21 protein-coding genes are annotated in these 22,205 nt (G+C 39.1%); 9 read left to right on the plus strand and 12 right to left on the minus strand.

The features are described 5' to 3' along the window. Positions 1-207: 207 nt before the first annotated feature. Positions 208-594: an HU family DNA-binding protein gene (locus DQ356_RS07230; RefSeq protein WP_166413079.1), complete on the minus strand. Its 387-nt coding sequence runs from the start codon at positions 592-594 to the stop codon at positions 208-210. 376 nt (positions 595-970) lie between these two features. Between DQ356_RS07230 and DQ356_RS07235 the strand changes: the two genes are divergently transcribed. Beyond that, positions 971-1,756, plus strand: coding sequence for a helix-turn-helix domain-containing protein (locus DQ356_RS07235; protein WP_114303824.1), 786 nt, complete (start codon positions 971-973; stop codon positions 1,754-1,756). A gap of 949 nt (positions 1,757-2,705) precedes the next feature. Here DQ356_RS07235 and DQ356_RS07240 read toward each other — a convergent pair. From DQ356_RS07240 to DQ356_RS07255, 4 genes are all read right to left on the minus strand, one after another. Beyond that, positions 2,706-3,182, minus strand: coding sequence for a hypothetical protein (locus DQ356_RS07240; RefSeq protein WP_126723250.1), 477 nt, complete (start codon positions 3,180-3,182; stop codon positions 2,706-2,708). 110 nt (positions 3,183-3,292) lie between these two features. Further along, positions 3,293-3,652 carry a hypothetical protein gene (locus tag DQ356_RS07245; RefSeq protein WP_126723252.1) on the minus strand — a complete coding sequence of 120 codons (360 nt, stop codon included), beginning with the start codon at positions 3,650-3,652 and terminating at the stop codon, positions 3,293-3,295. 311 nt (positions 3,653-3,963) lie between these two features. Beyond that, a complete protein-coding gene (locus DQ356_RS07250; protein WP_114303827.1) occupies positions 3,964-5,283 on the minus strand; it encodes a dihydrolipoamide acetyltransferase family protein in 1,320 nt (439 codons plus the stop codon). Positions 5,284-5,344: 61 nt separating this feature from the next. Further along, positions 5,345-6,172 (minus strand): SAM hydrolase/SAM-dependent halogenase family protein, encoded by an 828-nt coding sequence (locus DQ356_RS07255; RefSeq protein WP_114303828.1) that lies wholly within the window; start codon positions 6,170-6,172, stop codon positions 5,345-5,347. Between the two features lie 132 nt (positions 6,173-6,304). Between DQ356_RS07255 and DQ356_RS07260 the strand changes: the two genes are divergently transcribed. From DQ356_RS07260 to DQ356_RS07270, 3 genes are all read left to right on the plus strand, one after another. Beyond that, positions 6,305-7,264, plus strand: coding sequence for a PhoH family protein (locus DQ356_RS07260; protein ID WP_114303829.1), 960 nt, complete (start codon positions 6,305-6,307; stop codon positions 7,262-7,264). A 216-nt stretch (positions 7,265-7,480) separates the two neighbouring features. Beyond that, positions 7,481-10,393 (plus strand): protein translocase subunit SecD, encoded by a 2,913-nt coding sequence (gene secD, locus DQ356_RS07265; protein ID WP_114303830.1) that lies wholly within the window; start codon positions 7,481-7,483, stop codon positions 10,391-10,393. 96 nt (positions 10,394-10,489) lie between these two features. Further along, positions 10,490-11,719, plus strand: coding sequence for a TCR/Tet family MFS transporter (locus DQ356_RS07270; protein WP_114303831.1), 1,230 nt, complete (start codon positions 10,490-10,492; stop codon positions 11,717-11,719). Between the two features lie 59 nt (positions 11,720-11,778). On the opposite strand, the gene DQ356_RS07275 is transcribed toward DQ356_RS07270, so the two are convergent. Continuing rightward, positions 11,779-12,492 carry a T9SS type A sorting domain-containing protein gene (locus DQ356_RS07275; RefSeq protein ID WP_114303832.1) on the minus strand — a complete coding sequence of 238 codons (714 nt, stop codon included), beginning with the start codon at positions 12,490-12,492 and terminating at the stop codon, positions 11,779-11,781. A 256-nt stretch (positions 12,493-12,748) separates the two neighbouring features. On the opposite strand from DQ356_RS07275, the gene DQ356_RS07280 reads away from it, so the two are divergent. Both DQ356_RS07280 and DQ356_RS07285 read left to right on the plus strand, forming a co-directional pair. Continuing rightward, the gene (locus DQ356_RS07280; RefSeq protein WP_114303833.1) at positions 12,749-13,075 is read left to right on the plus strand and encodes a Sec-independent protein translocase subunit TatA/TatB; all 327 of its coding nucleotides are present in this window, start codon (positions 12,749-12,751) and stop codon (positions 13,073-13,075) included. A 2-nt stretch (positions 13,076-13,077) separates the two neighbouring features. Further along, the gene (locus tag DQ356_RS07285; RefSeq protein ID WP_114303834.1) at positions 13,078-13,644 is read left to right on the plus strand and encodes a phosphatase PAP2 family protein; all 567 of its coding nucleotides are present in this window, start codon (positions 13,078-13,080) and stop codon (positions 13,642-13,644) included. 35 nt (positions 13,645-13,679) lie between these two features. Here DQ356_RS07285 and DQ356_RS07290 read toward each other — a convergent pair whose 3' ends face one another. The 6 genes from DQ356_RS07290 to DQ356_RS07315 form a co-directional block, all read right to left on the minus strand. Then, positions 13,680-14,015, minus strand: a complete 336-nt coding sequence (locus tag DQ356_RS07290) for a metal-sulfur cluster assembly factor (protein ID WP_114304046.1) — start codon at positions 14,013-14,015, stop codon at positions 13,680-13,682. Between the two features lies 1 nt (position 14,016). After that, on the minus strand, positions 14,017-15,273 hold the full coding sequence (locus DQ356_RS07295) for a hypothetical protein (protein WP_114303835.1): 1,257 nt from the start codon (positions 15,271-15,273) through the stop codon (positions 14,017-14,019). Continuing rightward, on the minus strand, positions 15,274-16,107 hold the full coding sequence (locus tag DQ356_RS07300; protein ID WP_114303836.1) for a DUF2249 domain-containing protein: 834 nt from the start codon (positions 16,105-16,107) through the stop codon (positions 15,274-15,276). After that, positions 16,107-16,595, minus strand: a complete 489-nt coding sequence (locus DQ356_RS07305) for a hemerythrin domain-containing protein (RefSeq protein ID WP_114303837.1) — start codon at positions 16,593-16,595, stop codon at positions 16,107-16,109. Before DQ356_RS07305 ends, DQ356_RS07300 begins: the two co-directional genes overlap by 1 nt. A gap of 36 nt (positions 16,596-16,631) precedes the next feature. Further along, a complete protein-coding gene (locus DQ356_RS07310; protein ID WP_228420683.1) occupies positions 16,632-17,804 on the minus strand; it encodes a DUF2249 domain-containing protein in 1,173 nt (390 codons plus the stop codon). A 66-nt stretch (positions 17,805-17,870) separates the two neighbouring features. After that, positions 17,871-18,302, minus strand: coding sequence for an RrF2 family transcriptional regulator (locus DQ356_RS07315; protein WP_114303838.1), 432 nt, complete (start codon positions 18,300-18,302; stop codon positions 17,871-17,873). A 163-nt stretch (positions 18,303-18,465) separates the two neighbouring features. On the opposite strand from DQ356_RS07315, the gene DQ356_RS07320 reads away from it, so the two are divergent. Genes DQ356_RS07320 through DQ356_RS07330 form a run of 3 tightly spaced genes read left to right on the plus strand, consistent with a single transcriptional unit; the run spans position 18,466 to position 22,153 of the window. After that, positions 18,466-20,583 (plus strand): TonB-dependent receptor plug domain-containing protein, encoded by a 2,118-nt coding sequence (locus DQ356_RS07320; RefSeq protein ID WP_114303839.1) that lies wholly within the window; start codon positions 18,466-18,468, stop codon positions 20,581-20,583. A 1-nt stretch (position 20,584) separates the two neighbouring features. Next, a complete protein-coding gene (locus DQ356_RS07325) occupies positions 20,585-21,058 on the plus strand; it encodes a thioredoxin family protein (RefSeq protein ID WP_114303840.1) in 474 nt (157 codons plus the stop codon). A 57-nt stretch (positions 21,059-21,115) separates the two neighbouring features. Next, on the plus strand, positions 21,116-22,153 hold the full coding sequence (locus DQ356_RS07330; protein WP_114303841.1) for a polyketide cyclase: 1,038 nt from the start codon (positions 21,116-21,118) through the stop codon (positions 22,151-22,153). Positions 22,154-22,205 lie beyond the last annotated feature (52 nt).

Below are 22,205 nucleotides of genomic sequence, written 5' to 3' on the forward strand. Positions count from 1 at the left end.
TTCGCCAAGAGAGTGAAAAATGGTTGTATGCAAGAAAATTTGGGTTCGTAAGGACGAAAAAAAATAATGTAAAGACGAAAAAAAAGTCTATAAGGACGAAAAATAAATCCATATGTACAAAATTTGGTCTGAAAAACGTAACTTTACGGCACAAAAGAGCCCGACTTAAAAAGCCGGGACTCACAATCAAGCATTCAGGTCGTGCGGCTACACGTCCTGAACTTTTTTTACCGGGGCTATGGCCACCGTACGTTTCAACAACGGAGAAGGCGAGAAGATAATGCGCTTCTTGGTCACGTGTGACGCAGTCAGCTCTTCAGCAGTATCGGTTCCTGTTCCGCTCAGTGAAGGGCGGAAGGTTCCCAGATCTCCGAATTTCACGATGTATCCTTCCTGCAGATACTTCAGCAGTGATTTTTCCAGGCCGAAAAGCACGGCACGGATGTCCACACTGTTCAGCGTGGAAGCATCCGACAGCTCGTCGGAAATGGTTCGTACATCGATGGTTCCTGTGCTTTTCACCAGCGGATAATACTTCTTGGGATCATCCGGTAACAAAGGGTTTCGTCTTTCGACGGCTTTAAAAGTAATCATAATAAATCTTTTTAAAATATTTAAAATTAAAATTGAGTGGCTGCCAGGCTTGACCATTCAGCGGTGGCGCAGTTTGTTGTGTGAACCTGTAATGTTGGTCGGTTCGTGAAATTCCTAAGTTGTGCATAACTTAATTTTTAAATCAAAATAATCTTTGTGATGTCCGGGCTTTACCATTCAGCCGGGGTGATCTGTTCTCTTGAGTGAACCTGGAATGGTGGTCGGTTCGTTGATGTCTATATCATTTTTTGCTTATTTAATGTTAATGTTTTTGCTAATCCAAACTATATTATGTATCTTTGTCGATACAAATATACAAAATTGTTTTTAATAAAAAACAAATGTACTATAAAAAACACATGTTATTTAAAAAATCATGGATACAGGTGAAATTATTAAAGGAATAAGAACCAAACACGGATTGACGCAGAACGAGTTTGCGGAACGTCTTTCCATCAGCAGAAGTGCACTGACACAGCTGGAAGCGGGGAATACGAAGCCTTCTTTTGATGTCGTAAGAATTCTGGCGGAGGATTTTGACATGAACCCTTCCAGATTCTTCCCCGGAAAAACGTCCGCGAAGGGTACCCGCAAGGAAATCGCTGCAAGCCAGATAGAGGCAGTTCTGGAGTTCTATCGCAAGCATTACGGCATCATGTACAACGAAATAATGGAGAGCCGAATGATAGAGTTTTTTCTAAAAATTGAGTCGGACAACCAAAAAGATCCGGTACTGGGTGACGTCTATAATATTTACAAAAAAGTACGCAGGATTACCGAAAAATTGGAAAGAGATTTTATAGATCCGCTCAAACGCCATCTCCATACCATGAAGACCTTAAAGAAATTGAAAGAGGAAGGTATTGTGGAAGAACTCAATAAAGAAGCGACTGAAACCAGAGAAAACCTGAATATGAACCTGCAGATCATTTTCAGGGATGCGTGGCTGTTCATGAATATGTACGGGAATAAGCTGTCTGAACTGCCGGATGTACTTACTGAGCCACAGATAGAGTTACTAGAGCATAACAACGAACACCAGAAAATCATAAAATACAGTCAGGAAAAATACCTTAATGCCTTTCTGTACCTCCTGAAAAACGTAAAAAATCTGGAGCAGGTAGAAGAATACTTCGATAGCGAAACGTTCTGGCGGGAGTAGGAGACACTATCCCTTAAAGTGTGTAAGTTGAAAAGTTGGGGCTTGGATTTTATAATCTGAGCCTTTTTTCAAAAATAAGCATAAATTGGTTTAAAACAATTCCCCCGCTGCGCAAGTCTCCTGATTTTGAGCTACTCCCGCATCTCCCTATTAACCAGCGATCAGCAAATTTGTATATAAGCGAATTCGCAAATCAGCAAATGCGCAAATCCACACCAAAATCCCGAAACATTTTACCCCGCCCAAAAAGGAGCTGTTCCGGGATTTTTCATTGCTGCAGATAGCTAATGGGCAAATAAGCGAATAAGCAAATCTGCTCCTCTAGCGATTAACCCGTTATCGATTATAAACCCTCATAGCACCGACCGCAGCAAAGGAACAGATTTTCTCACCCTTTAGGGCCGGGGTAAAAGAAAATTTGTTCCTGTGAAATGGCTTGTAAACGATTTTACCTGCAAAAACCACCCCGTCATCCTCCTGTCGTCGGACGCCACCCCTCCGGAGGAGGGGAATATTTCAGCCACTTTTGTACCGGAGGGAGAACATTTACTTTTTCTAAACGAGTAAACGATTAATCAATCAGCAAATTCGCAAATTCACTTTTTATAAACAACTAACCCTTAAACGATTAAACCCTTAAACAATTAACCGATTAACCAGCAATCAGCAAATAACCGGCTTTCATGGGTTGAATTTTATCAATGATAATGATTTTTATATGTTTGAGAGCCAGATGGATTGGCTCAAAGTCAGGAAATCGAAGATTCGACGAAGTCAGACTTTGCGCAGCGGGTGGATGGAGGGGAGATTATAGTCGGTCACAGGTTTCGCATTTATCAAACTTAATTATTATCTGCATTCAATGTTCATTGAACTGTGCTTTTAAATACACCTTGCGATAGATATTTTCTCACGGATTGATCAGTTCCTGTTTCCTCAATTTCTAACTTTATTTTTCCAAAAATACTGTCTCCTGTTTTGTAATCGCTTTTGTCAAGGTTAATTTCGTATGGAGAATTTTATATTTGGTGGAATTTGTGTCGGATGCATTATCAGTAAAATTGTTAACTTCTGTTCTGAAACGGTTTCCGATTTTATAAATTTCTACGTTCACACCGTTGTAGCCGGTAGATAGATTGAATGTCAGAAATTGAAGTGGGATTGGTCTTTTAGCAAGTTGAGAATAAAATGTGAAAAATACCTCATCATTATTATCTGGTTTTTCATTCAAATAAAAATCAGTATTAGCAGATTCAGTTCCTTTTCTAAAGCTATAAAATACCGACAACTTTTTGGATTTGAGTTGGTCTATTTCATGTGAATACTTTATTTTTTCGTCCATAAAAATGCTATCGGGAAACAACATCAAAAATGAACATCTCCAGATGATCGTAAGGATTACCACAATGAAGATGAATTTTTTCAATATTCTGTTTATTTAAGAATCATTTTTATTTTCCGGGCTTATTCATGAATTGAAGCTGACGAAATACCTCCATCTCTTTATCAGGAATATTATCTTTTTGAACGAAATTCCTATTTAATTCGGTTATAAACATATTTTTTTTGAGTAGTTTTCCAGTCCAGAAACCCAATCAGTAAAACTGCACCACTTCGGCTTTCAACAGTATTAATAATAAGATTATTATCTGCATCTATGGACAGATAGAGTTTTTTTGTGTCTAATGATCCGAAAATATAAGGAATTAAGAGTGGCTTGGTGTTTTTGTTTTTTAATAAATATGAATTGTTTTCTACGGTGTATTTATAGGTTCTTTCAATCTTTGTGGAATCAATATCATGAATTAAACTGATGGTGAGATACTTTTTATCATTAACTTTAATTTCAAATTTCGAATAATGTTGAATATCGCTGCTGAGAGTGTCTTTGGTCAATTGCCGGTTCAATAAAATAACAATATTCTTCGAACTGTTTTCAAATATTCCATCAATCCTTCTTTCTTGCGAAAAGCAGAGTAATGACTGTAATAAAAATAGAAAAAATAATTCTGTTTTCATAAAGCAATGGACTGGAACTGTTAGTCAACTCCAAATGTAATGATTTGTTTGGAACTCTTATGGCTTACAATTTTACCAATATTTTTATTTTTTTATTGAATTGTGGAAGATTGAATAACCCCCTGAATACAGTTACAAAAAAACCTCCGGAAAAATCCGAAGGTTGTAGTAATGTTGATCACTTCTTTTTAGATCTCTGTATTCAGATCCCAGTTTTCAAGATAATCGTGAACGTGCTTCAGAAACATACCACCTAAAGAGCCGTCTACAACACGGTGATCGTAGGAATGCGACATGAACATCAATTGGCGGATGGCGATCATATCGCCGTCCGGAGTTTCCAGAACTGCCGGTTTTTTTACGATGGCTCCGATGGCCATAATGGCAACCTGAGGCTGCGGAATAATCGGTGTTCCCATCAGGTTTCCGAAACTTCCTACGTTGGAAATAGTGTAAGTGGCACCCTGAGTATCTTCCGGTTTCAGTTTTTTATTTCTTGCGCGGTCGGCAAGGTCATTAATGGCTTTTGCCAATCCGGAAAGTGAAAGTTGGTCGGCATTTTTGATGACCGGAACAATCAGGTTGCCGTCCGGAAGTGCCGTAGCCATTCCGATATTGATGTTTTTCTTTTTAATAATTTTATCGCCATCCACCGAAATATTGATCATCGGATAATCCTGAATGGCCTTAACGATTGCTTTTACAAAAATAGGCATGAACGTCAGTCTTTCGCCTTCGCGTTTTTCAAAAATCGCTTTGTTTTTGGCTCTCCATTTCACCACGTTGGTGACGTCGGTTTCGATGAAGGAAGTAACGTGCGGTGAAGTGCGTTTGGAATTCACCATGGCATCAGCGATAATTTTACGCACCCTATCCATCTGTATGATTTCATCTCCTTCTCCCACTTTTACAGAAGCAGCCGGTGTTGCTGCAACCGGTGTCGGAATTGGTGTCGGGGTTGATGGTTGAGGTGTTGCTTTGTCAGTACTTCTGCCGGCAATAAATGCGAGAATATCTTCTTTAGTAATTCGGCCTTCCATCCCGCTCCCCTGAATGGTATTGAGTTCCGCTTCGGAAATGTTTTCCTGCTGAACAATGGATTTCACCAGTGGCGACAGGTACAGATCTCCTGAATATACTGCCGCAGGTTGTGTTCTTTCCAAAGGTTTTTCCAGTTCTGCAATATCCTGGGCTGCCGGAATTTCTGTTTTTACTTCTTCGTGAGATTTAGGCTCCTGAGGTTGTTCGGCAACGGTTTCGCCTTCGCCGGCAATTTCCAGGATGGCGATGGCTTCGCCAATTTTGGCTACTTCATCTTTTTGTTTCAGGATCTTTACAATTTTCCCGGAAACAGGGGTCGGAACATCAGAATCCACCTTGTCTGTCGCAATTTCAACAACGGAATCGTCCTCGTTTACGGTATCACCTTCATTGTACATCCAGCTGATGATGGTAGCTTCCATCACTCCTTCTCCCATAGATGGAAGTAATAATTTGTATTCTGCCATGTGGTTTTTTGATTTTTACAAAGATAAAAAAATCTTCAATATTTTTGGGAATCCTGCAATTTTAGTCTTTATGGAACTCTACGTAGATTCTTTCTCCGATATTTAATCCAAAAAGAGTATGGGCTCCGTTCTTAATATTTCCTTTGTAAATGGTGAGTTCCAGCAGTCCGGCTTCGTTGAAAATGGCTGCAGGTTTGCCGTGAAATTCTGTTTCGTTTTCCCATTCGGTGACCAGTCCTGTGTAGCCGGAATATATTTTTGAAAGGGCCAGATTCCTGAATTTAATAGTGAATCTATCAAAAATCACGTAATGTTCTTCAAAATACGCTTTGCTGATATTGGAAATAATATTGCCAAAATTATCAATATACAATACCTCTCCGAAAATCATGTGATCTGTAAATCCTGCATTGGGAAAGGAAAGTTGTTTGGGCGTTGTATATTTCCTTCCGATCACTTCCGGCAAACCGCCATTGTGCAAATGAACGGCCGCAGGAACCAAAACATCTGCAGCAGCAAACCTAACGATATCGTCGAAACGGGTATTGTAAGTAATTTCATAAACGGTTTCCGGTTTGATATCAAAAAAAATAAGACTCAGCACGCCATTGTCTGCCGCGATGAAATAATGTCCGTCGGCCTTATAAATAATACATTTTCTGTCTTTATGGTAAAAACTGTCCACCGCAATAATATGAATGCTGCCTTTTGGGAAATGATGATAGGCATTCTTTACGATATAAGCCGTCTGTTTCAGGTTGTAAGCCTGTATTTCATGGCTGATATCCAGAATGGTGATGTCCGGATTCAGAGAGATTATCCTGCCTTTCATCGCAGCTATGCGGTGGTCGGTATTTCCGAAATCGGAAGTCAGGGTAATCACAGGCATGGGAATTGTTTTAAAGAAATGCAAATTTAACCCAAAAAAAATAGAATTAAAAATGGATTATGAGAAGATTTTTTTCTCGTTTCCAAAATTAATTTTAAATTTAAGAATTATTACAATTATTAAAAATACTGAATGTTTGAACTGAACTATGAACTTGCAGGAATTGATCCCAAAACTTTTTATGGTGTTAATAATCAATTTTTTAATCTTATAAAATCAAGTTTTCCAACGCTGAAAATCACCGGCCGCAACAATCTGATTTTTGCCATGGGAAATCAGGAGGTTTTGGATGTGTTTGAAAACAAGATGGATGATGTGGTGAGTTTCATCTCCCGACACAACACCATTTCGCTGAAAGACGTAGAGAATATTCTTAATATTAAAGATGAAACAGAAAAAGAGTTGGTTTTTGATCATGATATTATTGTAAAAGGCGTCAACGGGAAAATCATAAAAGCCAAAACCACCAATCTGAAGAAACTGGTAAAAGAATCCGAGAAAAAAGATATGGTATTTGCTATCGGTCCTGCCGGAACGGGAAAAACCTATACTTCGGTTGCCTTGGCTGCAAGAGCATTGCGGGATAAACAGGTGAAACGAATTATCCTGACACGCCCAGCTGTAGAAGCCGGCGAAAGCCTCGGATTTCTTCCCGGCGACCTGAAAGAGAAAATGGATCCTTATCTGCAGCCTTTGTACGATGCACTCCGCGATATGATTCCTCATGAAAAACTCGAGAATTTTATTGAGAAGAAAGTTATCGAAGTAGCTCCACTTGCTTTTATGAGAGGAAGAACGTTGGATGAAGCCTTCGTTATTTTGGATGAAGCCCAGAACACCACCCATTCTCAGATGAAAATGTTCCTCACCAGAATGGGAATGAATGCGAAATTCATCATCACCGGCGATCCGAGTCAGGTAGATCTTCCATTACGCCAGAAATCCGGTTTGCGGGAAGCCATGAGGATTCTAAAAGAGGTGCAGGAAATTGGTTTCGTACACCTGACCGAAGAAGATGTTGTTCGGCATCCGGTGGTGAGAAAAATCATCAATGCGTATAACGCGGAAGACAAAAAGAAACAGGAAGATTAAATAAAAATACCCGTTCTTTTGAAAGCATAAAACTCTTAAATCATTTAGGAGTTTTTTTTGTGCAGAAGTTACAGAATCAACCTTTTTCACGGTTTGTGAAGTCCTGGGCAGATTTTCTGAGAATTCCCGTTTCAACGCCCCGAAATGTTAAAAATTTATTAAAATGTTTCAGGAAAATTATTATATTTGCCGACTATAATTAAATGCTGTATTACAATGCAAGGAAAAGGATTTATTACGCTTATTGCGGTTATTCTCGGTTTGATCTGTATTAATGAACTGCTGCCTACCTGGTATTCAGGGAAGATAGAAAGACAGGCGACAGAACTTTCAGCAGGGGATCCTGTTAAATATCAGAAAGAAATCGAAAGGCTTTCTAAAGACACTTTAGATTTGGGTTTTAATAAACTTTATTACACCAAAGCCAAAGAAAAGGAGATGAAACTGGGTCTGGATTTGAAAGGAGGAATTAATGTGCTTTTGGAAATTAACCAGAGAGACCTCATTAACAACCTGACCAACTATTCCGAAAACCCGGTGCTTATCGAAGCGCTGAACAGAACGGATGAAGTTCAGAAGAAATCTACCGGTTCTTATATCGACAATTTCTTTGTTCAGTTTGATGAAGTAAACAAAGAGAAAAATACCAACCTGAAACTTGCAGACCCTGAAATCTTCGGAAATCCTAATCTTTCCGAAATCCGTTTCAATACCAGCGACGAGGAAGTAAAAAGAATTGTAAAAAACAGAATAGAACTATCCACAGGTACGGCGTATGAAGTAATCAGAACCCGTATCGATAAAATGGGAGTTACCCAGCCTAATGTACAGCGGGTTCCCGGAACCGGAAGAATTTCCGTGGAAATGCCGGGTGTAAAAGATATCGACAGGGTGAAGAAAATGTTGCAGACCTCTGCAAAACTTCAGTTCTGGGAAGTGCAGCAGGCTCCGGAAATTTTCCCTTATTTTGAACAGCTCTCTACTGTAATTTCCCTGAAAGGAGATTCAATTGGTGTAGCTAAAAATACAGATTTTCTCAAGCTTCTTCAGATCAATACGCTGGCTACAACAGGTGTAGCGAATGTGAAACTTTCAGATACAGCTACCGTTAATAAAATTCTGAATCATCCTATTGCAAAAAATGCCCGCCCTGCGAATATCAAACATACCCAATTCATGTGGGGATATAAACCTGATGTCGGAAACGAGGGTAATCTTGTATTGTACGCCATCAGAGGAAATGCTTCCCAAAAAGCGCCTGTAGATGGTGCTGTTGAATCAGCAAACATCAGTTATGACCAGCTGGGAAGGGTAGTGGTGGATATGCAAATGGATTCCAAAGGAGCGAAAGACTGGAAAACGATGACTGAAAAGAATGTCGGAAAACCGGTAGCCGTTTCATTGGATAATGTAGTTTATACTGCTCCGAATGTGAACGAAGCCATCCCAAGCGGAAGAACACAAATATCCGGGAATTTCTCTCAGGAAGAAGCACAGGATCTGGTAAATGTTCTGGGAGCAGGAAAATTGCCTGCAGGTGCAAAAATCGTTCAGGCAGAAGTAGTAGGGCCATCTTTGGGAGCTGAATCGATCGAGTCTGGAATGTGGTCGTTCGTCATCGCCTTCCTGATCATTGTTGTTTATTTGATTTTCTACTACGGTGGAGCCGGTATTTATGCGGTGATAGCGATGCTCATCAACCTGTTTTTCCTGATGGGAATTATGGATTCTGTTGATGCCACGCTTACGCTTCCTGGTATTGCCGGGGTTGTACTGTCCATGGCGATGGCCATTGACGCCAATGTTATTGTATATGAACGTACCAAAGAAGAATTGTTCCTCGGTAAAAATATAAAAGAAGCCTACAAAGAAGGTTTCAATTTCTCGCTTTCGGCGATTATTGACGGAAATATTACGTCCTTACTAACCGCAATTGTACTTTATGTGTTCGGGACAGGGCCTATCAAAGGATTTGCCGTAACCTTGGGAATCGGTATCGTGATGTCCATGTTTACTTGTGTGCTTTTGACGAGAGTGATGATCTTCAGTCGTTTGGAAAAAGGAAAAGGACTGTCTGTCTGGACACCTTTAACCAAGAATTTATTCAGAAATACCTGGATCGATTTTATCGGAAAAAGAAAATATGCTTATATCATTTCTGCCGTAATTACCCTAGTCAGCCTTGGATCTATTTTCACACAAGGATTTAAATTTGGGGTTGATTTTAACGGAGGAAGAAGTTATGTAGTGCGTTTTGATCAGTCCGTTCAGTCTGCAAAGGCAGATGAGAGCCTGCAGAAAATGTTCGTGAATAAAGACGGCGACCAGAGTGCTGTGGATGTGAAAACCTTCGGATCTGACAATCAACTGAAAGTAACCACCGATTATAAGATTGACGAAGAAAGTGTGGAAGCAGATATGGAGGTGGAACAAAAGCTTTTTGAAGGCCTGAAACCATTCCTGCCAAAAGATGCCACCATTGATTCTTTCAAAAGTTCTGGCGATGAAGCGTATGGAATTATCAGTTCTGTGAAAGTTGGGCCTACCGTCGCAGACGATATTAAAACAGGTGGAGCTTTTGCCCTTATCATTTCGCTTGTCGGGATTTTCCTGTATATTCTATTGAGGTTTAAGAGATGGCAGTTTTCCACGGGTGCTGTGGCCTCACTGTTGCATGATGCCATCGTGATTTTGGGAGCATATTCTATCCTGAGAAATGTGATGCCTTTCAGTATGGAAATCAATCAGGATTTTATTGCAGCGATATTGACAGTTTTAGGATATTCCATTAATGATACCGTAATTATCTTCGACAGAATCCGGGAATATCTGAGAGAGAAAAAATCGCTTACTCTGGAAAGTCTCTTCAATGATTCTATTTCCAGCACATTGGGAAGAACCTTCAACACGGCATTTGCAACCTTCTTAGTAATCCTTGCCATCTTCATTGTAGGAGGCGAGAACCTGAGAGGATTTATGTTTGCACTTCTCATCGGAGTCGGATTTGGTACCTATTCCACTTGGTTTATTGCTTCAGCAGTCACTTATGATTTGCTCAAGAAAAAAGGCGGCGAAGAAGCGACAAAGAAACTTGCCCAAAAGTTTGAAAAAACAAAAGAAGAACAGTAATACACTGTTGATATGAATACAAGAAATGTCCTCTAATTTGAGGGCATTTTTTAATTTTAAATCAGATTCAGTTGTGCAATTATTTATTTTTGCATCATGAAAAAAAAGCAAAAGCCGGCAGCAATTGGTTTTATATTCATTACGCTGCTTATTGATATCACCGGATGGGGAATCGTAATTCCGGTAGCTCCGAAGCTTATTCAGGAGCTCATCGGTAATGCCGATCTTTCTGTTGCGGCACAATACGGCGGCTGGCTTGGGTTTTTATATGCTTTCATGCAATTTCTGTTTGCGCCGGTTTTGGGAAACCTCAGCGATCGGTTTGGGAGAAGGCCTGTTATTTTATTTTCTTTATTTGGATTCTCGCTTAACTTTTTCCTGCAAGCCTGGGCGCCCACTATTATGTGGCTTTTCATAGGCCGTATTTTCTCCGGGATTACCGGTGCGAGCATTACTGCAGCCAGTGCTTATATTGCGGATATTTCTGATGACAGCAATCGTTCAAAGAACTTCGGAATGATCGGTGCCGCATTTGGCCTCGGTTTTATTCTTGGCCCCGTTATCGGTGGGATTTTGGGACAGTACGGAGCCAGAGTTCCCTTTATTGCAGCCGGAATTTTATGTCTTGTCAATTTTATTTACGGAGTTTTCGTTCTTCCTGAAAGTCTGGATACGGAACATCGTCGCAAGTTCAGTTTTAAAAGAGCCAATCCCATCGGAACTTTGTTGAATATCAGGAAATATCCGTCTATTATTTATTTGATGGTTGCCTGGTTTCTCGTGTATATTGCGGCGCATGCAGTGCAGACCAACTGGCCGTATTTCACGATGTATGTTTTCAATTGGGATGAAAAAATGGTAGGGATTTCCTTAGGCGTGATGGGTGCTGCCACAGCTTTGGTTCAGGGTTATTTGATAAGAAAAGTACACCCCAGATTTGGCGCCGAACGCAGTATTTTGTACGGAATTATAATGTATGGAATCGGGATGCTGCTTTTTGCTTTTGCAAATCAGGGATGGATGATGTTTGCCATCTTACTGATTTACTGTCTTGGAGGTATCGCCGGCCCAGCATTACAATCGGTGATTACAGCCAAAGTTCCGGCCAATGAACAAGGCGATCTTCAGGGTGCGCTCACGTCAGTGGTGAGCATTACTTCCATCATCGGGCCACCGTTGATGACCAACAGTTTTTATTATTTTACCCACGGTTCGGCGCCTTTTCGTTTTCCAGGAGCGCCGTTCTTTCTCGGATTTCTGATGATGGCAGCGAGTGCTTTCTTTGTATATATGGTATTTAGGAGAAATTCCCGAAGAAAGATTTAAGATTATTTTTAATATAATTCAGACTATAAATGAATATTTGGTAAAAAGCATCATTAAGTTTACTTTTTTAATATCTTTTTTATTAAGAATTGCCGGTCATTTTTAATAGTCACAAAATAAATTCCTGTAGAGAAATGGGAAATATCAATAGAATATTCCCGATTGTTTTTAAGGCTTTCTTCCATAATTTTTTTCCCTGAAGAATCTGTGATGAATAAAGAAAGTTTATCGTTGGAACTTTTTGTTTTTATGATGAAGTAATCTGAAATAGGATTGGGTACGATTTGAAGATCTGAAAGTGAAAAATCTGCTGTCGAAAGATTGCTGCTCCAGAAATAGGCTTTGTCACCGTTGGGATTGGTAACTGTCAATCTTAAAATAGTGTTGATGTTTTCGATAAGATAAGAATACGTTGGGTAGAACCCTGATGTGGTATCAGTGCCAAAAAATATTCCAAAATATTTACTTTCGAAAGTATTATAATCATCATAAGGTGGAGTATTCGGACAATTTCCTAAGGTAGTTCCGGCGTTTGAAAAAGTAATAATACTGTTGTCAAAAGAAATAGTCGCATTGAGATAATTACACAAACTGGTCACCAAAGTACTGGAAGAAAATTGCGCTGTGGTATTGGCACCGGCAATGGTGTTGGGATGTGGATAGTCCACATTATTGAGGGTTAATTTTTCTAAATACCAAGTGTTGTTCACTAAATCGGATTGTTGCGCCTGAATGAAAATCCCCCAAAACAATACTAAAAATAAAGTTTTCATATTTTAATTCTTTATGAGGTTTTAATGTTTATCATTTTTCATTCAAACTAAAAAATACAGTGAGTTCAAAATGAGTGAGTTTACGAATCAAAGCTACTAAATCGTGATGAATTAAAATTACTTTTCCGCGCAATATTTCGAAAACCTTTTAGGTTTATTTTAAAATTATCTCTTTCAAAGATTACATTTGAAGTGTGATCATGAGAAGGTTTTGAAATAGTTTTATTTTTCTGATCAAAAAGAGTAATTTTGCGCTATGGAATTAGGATTTAGTGAGATTTTAGTCATTATGCTGGTGATCGTGGTGCTCTTCGGACCGGATAAAATTCCGCAGATTGCGAGAGATTTAGGTTCAGGAGTCCGAAAAATGAAAGGAGCCGTGGAAGATATCAAAACAGAAATTCTGAAAGAAACGGATAATCCTGTTTCCGAAATTAAAAGAGAAATCGAAAAAGTAAAAGAAGCTGCTCAGGAATATGACCTTTCACAGACGATAAAGAATTCCGAAGCTGAAGTTAAAATACAGAAACAGGCACAGGAAGAGCAACTGAAAGATTCTCACACCGGTCCGGTAAGCCGATAATCATGCAGGAATTTATTGAAAAAGACAGAGAAATTTTCCTTTACCTTAATACCTTGGGAAGTCCGGAATTTGACCCGTTTTGGTCGTTGATTTCGGGAAAATGGATCTGGATTCCGCTGTATATTATTTTTCTTTATTTGCTTTTCAAAAATTATAATTGGAAAGGACTCCTGTATATTGTGATTTTCATTGCCTTGGGAGTGACGGTTTCAGACCAGCTTTCGGGAATTTTCAAATACGGTATCGCCAGGCTTCGTCCTTGCCACGATGCGGATTTAACTCCGGCCATGCGAATTGTAGAATGTGGCGGACAATTCGGTTTTTATTCCGCACACGCATCCAATACGTTTTTTATCGCTTCTTTTATGACGATGATGCTGAAAGGCCGGTACGGATGGTTTCCTTTTTTCCTCTTTTTCTGGGCTGCAATAGTTTCCTATAGTCGCATTTATCTGGGTGTTCACTTTCCCGCAGATGTGTTGATGGGAGCTGCGGTAGGCTTTCTTTTGGGTGGTTTTTTTGCGACACTCAGCCTGAAAGCCATTCGAAAACAATCGGTTTTAAACTAAAAAAAGTTTCCTGAATTCTCCAAAAACCTTTCTGTTTATATTCGGTTTTCAAGTTGTTCCATGCCTTCCGGTGTCACCATATCGTAATTCCATGCGGGATCGAAAGTAAGTTCAATTCGGGTTTCCAGTTCAGGGAATTCCTTTTCTAGCGCATTTTTCACACCCGTTTGTATGGCTTCTCCCATGGGACAAAACCGCGTTGTGAGCGTCATCAAAACTTCGGTTTTATTTTCCTCATCATTGAATTCCACTTCATAAATTAATCCCAAATCCACCACATTCACCATCAGTTCAGGATCCAATACTTCGTACAGTGCGTTTCGGGCTCTTTTTTTTCTTTCGTTATCTCGGTCGTTAGGATCTATTGTCATTTTATTTTGTTTTATGTAATAATAATTTGAACACATTCACACAATACAGCACTGAAACGGCCAGCCACAACAGCAAACCGATTCGGATGACCGGCAAATATTGCGCGATAATTCCTGTGGCCAGAATCAAAAGTGCTGCAATGAAAATACGGAATTGCCAAATGGTTAGTTTTTCACTGTAAAGGTGTTTGGGCAACGGTACCTTCACTTTTCCGGAAAGATGTTTGTAATGTCCGTTCCAAATGATGAAAGGCAAAGTTTTAAAAGTTTTTCCTAAAATAATACTGGTGATCCATCCCATAAAAAGCAGCGTTCCATACAGCATCGTCCATTGATAACCTTGTGAATAATAAACCATCGGAATCATCAACAAGGAAATAATGAGACATAAGAAAGACAGAAAAGAATGCTTCATCAGCAACTCTATTTTCTTTCTCAACCGGTTTTTAAAAGCATCGTAAAGATACAAAAGCCAACTCAGAATTCCCGTGAAAACCAATGCCGCATACAGCAAACTTCTGTAGGAAATTCCGAAAAAATAGCCGTCCAGAAGGAAAAGGATTAATCCCAAATTTTGGAAAATAAAAGCGGATTTCAGTAGTTTTTCTTTCGTCGATTTTCCCAGAAGAAACATCGGAACCAGTTTGGTGCTTACGCCTGTTATCAACTGTAGAAACCATCCTCCCAATCCGGCGTGAGCATGAAGTTTCAGAATCTGCAAATGTTCTTTTTCAAAAAAAGGAAAGCTGAGATTGATGGCGAGTAATAAACCGATAACCACCGTGATCAGAAGCCATATTGCAGAGCTGGAAATAAATAATTTTTGGATTGAATATTTGCTGCATATATTGCTTGTTTTTAGAACATTAGTAATAAACAGTAGTACAGAAAAAACGATCAAAATACCACCCGAAATCATTATCCACCCGGTATTGAGATTCCAGAAAGTGGTAGTGAGCAATGCAACTCCGGCAGTGAGTGTGTACCAACTGAAACTTGCCCATCTTTCACTGTACAGATCTTGTTCGCAAATGACCGGCAAAAGCTGATATGCTGCGCCGAAAATAATCATCGTTCCCCATCCCAGGGCAGCCAAATGTACGATTGTGAGCAAATGCGGACTGAAATAATGCCCGGTGAAAACCTCAGGATTCAGTACCATCACCGTGCAGAGAATCACGAAAACCACTGCTCCTGTTGCGTAAAACGGGAGTATGGCACTGTTGGCCGGAGCTTTTCCGATACTGATGTCTGCCATTTATTTTTTGAATATCAGCATTTTGACATTTCCTTCGTCCACAGAATAAATATGAACCTCAAACTCCTTGTCGGCCAGTTCTTCCAAAAGATAAACAGGTACTCTTTTGTGATGAATGTACAACGCATGATCCTCCGGAAGATGTTCCAGTTCCGACAAGATGGCTTCCATCGGGCCGGGCATTTCTAAAGCTCTTACATCAATTTCGCACAGCTGTTCCGGAGAAAATCGGGAATAAATTTCGCCAAAACTTTCTTCATTGTGCATCAGTAGTTTTTCTTCTGATGATGTTGGCACAACTTTCTCCTGTTTTTCTTTCTTCAAAAAATAAGTGTAAAACAGTTTCTCACTTTTATTTTCTGTGAAAGTATCTTCGGCTTTTTCCTGCTTCAAAAGATGAATTAAAGGGGTGGGAATAAAACTATTGATAATACAAAGGATTTTTCCCGAAGGTGTTTCTTTGAAACGGTGCAGAATTTCTTTCAAAGGATCCGCTCCGTTATCGATGATAGGGCGAACATCATAAAAATCAATTTCCGATTCTGTCGTTTTTTGTAACCATTCCGGTTTGTTTTCAACTGAAGCAATTTCCTTTTCAGAAATCGTTTCTTCAAAATGAAAATCGAGCGGCAACAATACCCTTATAAAATCTTCCACGGTTGCGCCTCCCATTTTTGCAGCTTCCGCGATCGTTACCCTTGACGCCATGATTTTCCTGAGAATCGGGTTTTTCAGCTTTTCCAGTGGTTTGGCAATCGAAGCAATCGCATTGATGCTTTCAGGATTTTCTTTGATAAGCTCTGAAATTTTTGTTTTTTCAGTAATGGTTTTCATTATGGTGTATTTTCTTTTGCCCAAAATTCATCATGATAATTTTCCTCAGCATTATGTTCTTCTCCGTGAAGCTGTCGTCCGATTTCTGCTAAATATTCTTCAGATAAATGCTCCTCAAGATATGGAAAAAGCTCACGTTCCTCGTAACGCGTATGTTGATTTACCAGATCTGAAAGTTGAAGAATAGCCTCATTCACTTTTTCCTCATTCCGAAGACTGATTTCATTTATTTTTGAAAGAATACGCTGATGTTCAGTCAGGGCTCTTGCCACCATTGGATCCGATGTTTCCACAAAAAGCAGTTCTTCTTCAGTTTTAAAATGGGGCAGCATGTGATTTTTCCAAAACCAGTGAATATAATTTTTCATTCTGGCCGCAGAAACTTCTTTTTTTACTCCTTGTTTCAGTTTCCAGCAGAACAATAATGTTGCGTGATGCTCGCGGGAAACAGGCATCAGGTTTTCATTTCGTTTGATGGGTTTGTTCATTTTCTTTTGTTTTTTAAATTCGACTCCAACCAACTTTTACAGATTGGCGAGTTCGGCATCCAGTTTCACCGCTTTCGGGAAAAGAATGTTGTTTTCCAGATGTAAATGAGTCAAAAGATCATTTTCAAATTCCTGCATTTTGGAGAACAGATACTGATAAGAATTGCAGGCATTTTCAGGAATAGCGTAGTTGTTGGTTATTCTTCTGAAAAAACTCAGATCTTCTCCTGCAATTTCGTGTTCTTTTTTCAAAATCAAAATAGGATCATTCAAAGTTCCGACTTTATAATTCGTTTCAAAGGAAGCATCATTTTTCTTAGCAATCGCTTGTCTGATCGCCGGAAACAGTGCATCTTCTTCTTTCACGATATGATCCAGCAAATCCTGAAGAAAATGATGGGTGCTGGTACTCAGTCGGTGTAGTTCCGGGTTGCTGTCTCCGTGATGTTCCGCTACTTTTTGCACGAGATCATTCAGCATTTCAGCGTTGTCTTTGATGTACTGATGATGGGTATTCAGGATATAATCCAGAAGAAAATTCAGTTCCCATTTGTCAGGATCCAAAGCAGGCGCAGTGATTTTTTTGCTTTCCTCCAATGCAGTTTTATGTGTTTCCCCGGTTTCAGAACTGGCTTCTTTTGCATCTCCACAACTGAAAATAATGCCTTTTTCTTTCAAAAGTTCCGCTTTTTTAATATCCTGAACTGCAATACCTGATTTTTGCTGGCTTTCAGAAGTAAGGTTTTTTTCAATTTTCACAACAAACCATTCGGGTCCTGTTTCCAGATATTCCCAAGTGAAAATATTGCCTCTTTCGGCGATCATTTCATAGTATAAAGGTTTAGGATCGTGGTCGTTTTCGATGATAAAACTATCGCCCGGATTCAGTTCGTCAAAATGTTTAAAAACCGTTGGATGTTTCAGTCTGGGTTCTATTTTTGTGACATCTACTTTTTTAATTTCTGAAACATTTTCCGCCGGATTTTTCGCTATCTGAACAAGATATAATTCCGGTCCTTTTTCCAAATATTCCCAGGTGAAAATCGGCCCTCTTTCTGCAATCAGTTCATAATACAGTGGTTTTGGATCGTGATCATTTTCGATGATAAAACTCTCGCCAGGTTCCAGTTCATCGAAGTGTTTAAAAATTGTAGAATGTTTGTGACGTGGTTCAATTTGGGTGACATTAAGGGTTTGTACAGTTACCATTTTATTAAATTTTAGATATGAATGTTTATAATAGGATGAATTTGTCTTAATTTAAAATAAAAAAAATTATTCTCTTTTCAGGAGTAATTTTTCATTCTGAGGAGATTTGAACTGGTCTAAAGTCGTTTTTCCGTAAATCTCATACAATTTATTTCTGGCCTCTTTGTATTCATTGTGAATAGGGCAGGGATTATCCTCGGAGCAGGAAGCCAATCCAAGTCCACAACCTTCGAACATTTTATTGCCGTCTATAGCACGAACGATATCGGCAAGCGAAATTTTGGCTTTTTCATTATTGATGTAAAACCCCCCGTATCTCCCCTTGGATGATTGCAAAAACCCTTGTCTGCTGAGATTTTGTAAAATCTTGGCAACGAAAAGCTCTGGCGATTGGATGTTCTCAGAAATTTGTTTGATGTTCACCATATTTCCGTCCTTCGATTGCTGGGAAATATAGATCATAGCTCTGAGTGCGTATTCGCAGGTTTTAGACAACATATTTATAATTATAAAGCAAAGATAAATATTTTAATTAAGATAAAATAGTCTTAATTGTAAATATTGAATATGAAATAAATCAGTCGATGAGATTAGCAGTGCTAAATATAAATGTTAGTATAGTCTAACTTTTTAATATATTTGCAGATCGTATTCCTATCCTATGAAGAAAATTAAGAGGAAAGTGGCTTTTCTATTTCTATTGAAAAGCACAGTATTTATATATTCACAAGTTGTTGTAACAGACAGTTTGCAGATCCCTGTTCAGGATACTTTAAAGATTCAACAGCAGCAAAACCGTATTTCCGAAGTGGAGGAAGTCGTTATTTCCGGAACCATGAAACCGGTGAAACGGCTGGACAGTCCCGTTCCCGTGGAAGTGTACAGCCAAAATTATTTCAAAAAAAATCCAACGCCTTCTGTTTTTGATGCGTTTCAGACGGTTAACGGTGTTCGGCCTCAGTTGAACTGTAATATCTGCAATACGGGAGATATTCACATTAACGGATTGGAAGGGCCTTACACCATGATTCTCATCGACGGAATGCCGATTGTAAGCTCGTTGGGAACTGTTTATGGATTGTCTGGAATTCCAAATTCAATGATTGAAAGAATTGAAATTGTAAAAGGGCCGGCTTCTTCTCTTTATGGAAGCGAAGCCGTTGGCGGACTCATCAATGTCATCACCAGAAAACCTCAAAATTCTCCGTTATTTTCTGCTGATTTCATATCTACTTCGTGGGGTGAATATAATTTGGATATTGGTTTTAAAAATAAACTGGGTAATAAAACCGATGTCTTGACCGGAATAAATTACTTTAACTTTCAGAATAAAATAGATGAAAATAAAGATGGTTTTACAGATGTGACGCTTCAGGACAGAATTTCGGTTTTTCAGAAGTGGAATTTTGAAAGGGCAGAACAGCGTGCTTTTAGTTTTGCGACAAGGTATTTATACGAAGACCGTTGGGGCGGAGATGTGAACTGGAATAGATCAGAACGTGGCGGAAACCGAATTTATGCCGAAAGCATTTACACGAACAGAGCGGAACTTTTCGGAAATTATCAGCTTCCGCTTCAGGAGAAAATTCATTTTGGGTTTTCAGCTGTTCATCATGCGCAGGACAGTCGATATGGAACTACATCTTATATTGCAAAGCAGCAAATTGGTTTCGGGCAATTGCTTTGGGACAAAAAATTAGGAAATCACGACCTGCTCGCGGGCGCTTCTCTGCGATACACTTTTTATGATGATAATACTCCGGCCACTGCGAATATGCAGGCAGGAAATCAGCCGGAAAAGGTTTGGCTTCCCGGGTTTTTTGTTCAGGATGAAATTAAGATATTCGATCGGCATCAATTACTTCTTGGATTTCGGTATGATCATCATAACATTCACGGAAATATATTTACTCCAAGATTTGCGTATAAATTGCCATTGAGTGAAACTTCACTTTTCCGGCTGAATGCAGGAACCGGATTTCGGGTAGTGAACTTATTTACTGAAGATCACGCTGCGCTTACCGGAGCCAGAGATGTGAAAATTATTAATGATTTGAAACCTGAAAAATCTTATAATATTAATCTGAATTTTGTTAAAAAATTCTATATGGATTCCGGAAGTTATTTCGGATTGGAAGCAACAGGTTTTTACACGTATTTTAGGAACAGAATAGTTCCGGATTATACTTCCGTTCCCAACAGTATTGTGTATGATAATATTCACGGAAATGCGATCAGCAAAGGAATCAGCCTGAATGCGGACCTGGATTTCAGGAGCGGACTGAAACTGATTTTAGGAGCTACTTTCATGGAAAATACGATTACTGAAAACGGAATCACAGAACAGCAAATGCTGACTGAAAAAGTAGCGGCAACTTGGGTGGTTTCGTATTCCATAAAACCGTTGAATCTCAATATCGATTATACCGGAAATCTTTATGGGCCAATGCGTTTGCCTTTGGCAGGAGATTTAGACCCGAGGCCGCCGCTTTCGCCTTGGTGGAGCATTCAGAACATTCAGTTCACTTTCACAGGGTTCAGAAGTTTTGAACTGTATGGCGGTGTGAAAAACATCCTGAACTGGACGCCAGCAAAACGAATTCCTTTCTTGATTGCCAGAACCCATGATCCTTTTAATGAAAATGTAATTTTCGATCCCACAGGAAATGCAGTTTCTACGCCGGAAAATCCTTATGCGCTAACGTTTGATCCTTCTTATATGTACGCACCCAATCAGGGAATTAGGGCTTTTTTGGGACTTCGGTTTAAATTAAATTAAAATGAGAAAATTGGGTTTCAGATTTATAATTTCCTCGATATTGTTTTTGCCTGTCTTTTTCTTCGGTCAATTACAACTTTATGATTTTAGTGAACGCCATGTTTTACAACTTGAAAAACCAAAAAATACCGTGATTTTCATTTATACAGATTGGTGCCGATATTGCGAAAACATGAAACAAACTACCTTTAAACAAAAGGAAATTATCAACGTATTGAATCAGAATTTCTATACCATATTTCTGAATGCGGAAGAAAAGAAAAACATCTTTTTTTCTGGAAAATCATATCGGTTTCTGCCTTCCGGATTCCAGACCGAAGTTCATGAACTGGTGCTGTCATTAGGAACTGCCGATAACCCACTTTTTTATCCCGCGATTGTTATCATTAACGGAGATGATCAGGTGATTTTTAGGCAAAGTGGATTTCTTACTGCAGTGGAGTTTCGTGCGATTCTTTCTCATTTCGCAAAATAATCCTGTTGGTTTCTTTTCTGATTGTTTTTCTTTCGGTAAAATCATTATTTTTGCGGAATGCGTTGGTTCAGGTTCGGATTGTTTTTCGTGATTTTATTGTTGGGAATTTATGCCGTTTTCATGTATTTTGTTATGGATGAAAGCAAATCCTTCACGATTGAAAAGGAGATTAATTATCCAATAGATAAAATATATCCTCAGTTTAATAATCTTCAGGATTTCACCAAGTGGAATCATTATTTTTCGTCCAAAGCCCTTTCCTTGGTGTATTACAGGCCTTACGAAGGAAAAGGTGCAGCCGTGAGTTTTAGTGATGAAAAAACAGAGAAACAAGGTGAATTGACGATTCGTTATCACCACTCAAACCATTCTATTCGCTATCAATTGTTCGAAGGAAATAACAATCATCCGACACTTATTGATGTTAAATTCAAAGCCATTTCGCCGGATAGAACCAAGATTCAGTGGAAAATTCACACGCCCAAACAAAGCGTTATGAATCGGGTTTCTCATTTATGGTCCGAAGATAAATTTGCAGAAGATATTGACAAAAGCATGGCAAGCCTTAAAAATCTGATGAGCAATAAAGTGGAAAGAGACCAGTTTCTTACAGGGATTAAATATGACAGCATTGTGGTGGAGCAGCATGAAACCCAACTGTTAGTAGGAATTAATGTTTCAGCGTCCAACAGAAAAGATGCGCTTTATAAAAACATTGTCCTGAACCATAATAAAGTGTATAATTTCATCACAACAGATCTGGACAGAAATGAAGATGAATTTGGTTTTCCGGTTTTAATTACAGATCCGGATAACTTTCGCGATAAAGAAGTTTCCTATTTTATCGGAATGCCACTTTCCCGAAAAATCACCATCTCAGACAATAACTTCAGTTACAGGCAGATTCCCCCTTCACAGGTTTATTCATTATATTATAAAGGAAGTTACGACAATCGGAAAAAATCTATAGACCAGCTTCTTCAAAAAGCCAGAAAAGACACCCTCATCGGAGGTGATATTTACCAAGTATTTCTGGAAGCTCCACAAGAAGGAAAAGATGTTTTAATGAAACTCATTTTGCCTGTCCGAAGATGATATTTGTCATGTTATGAAGCGTGACGGTATTTTTATGTGAAAGCGGTGTCGC

The organism is Chryseobacterium lacus, assembly GCF_003336205.1.
GTDB classification, from domain to species: Bacteria; Bacteroidota; Bacteroidia; order Flavobacteriales; family Weeksellaceae; genus Chryseobacterium_A; species Chryseobacterium_A lacus.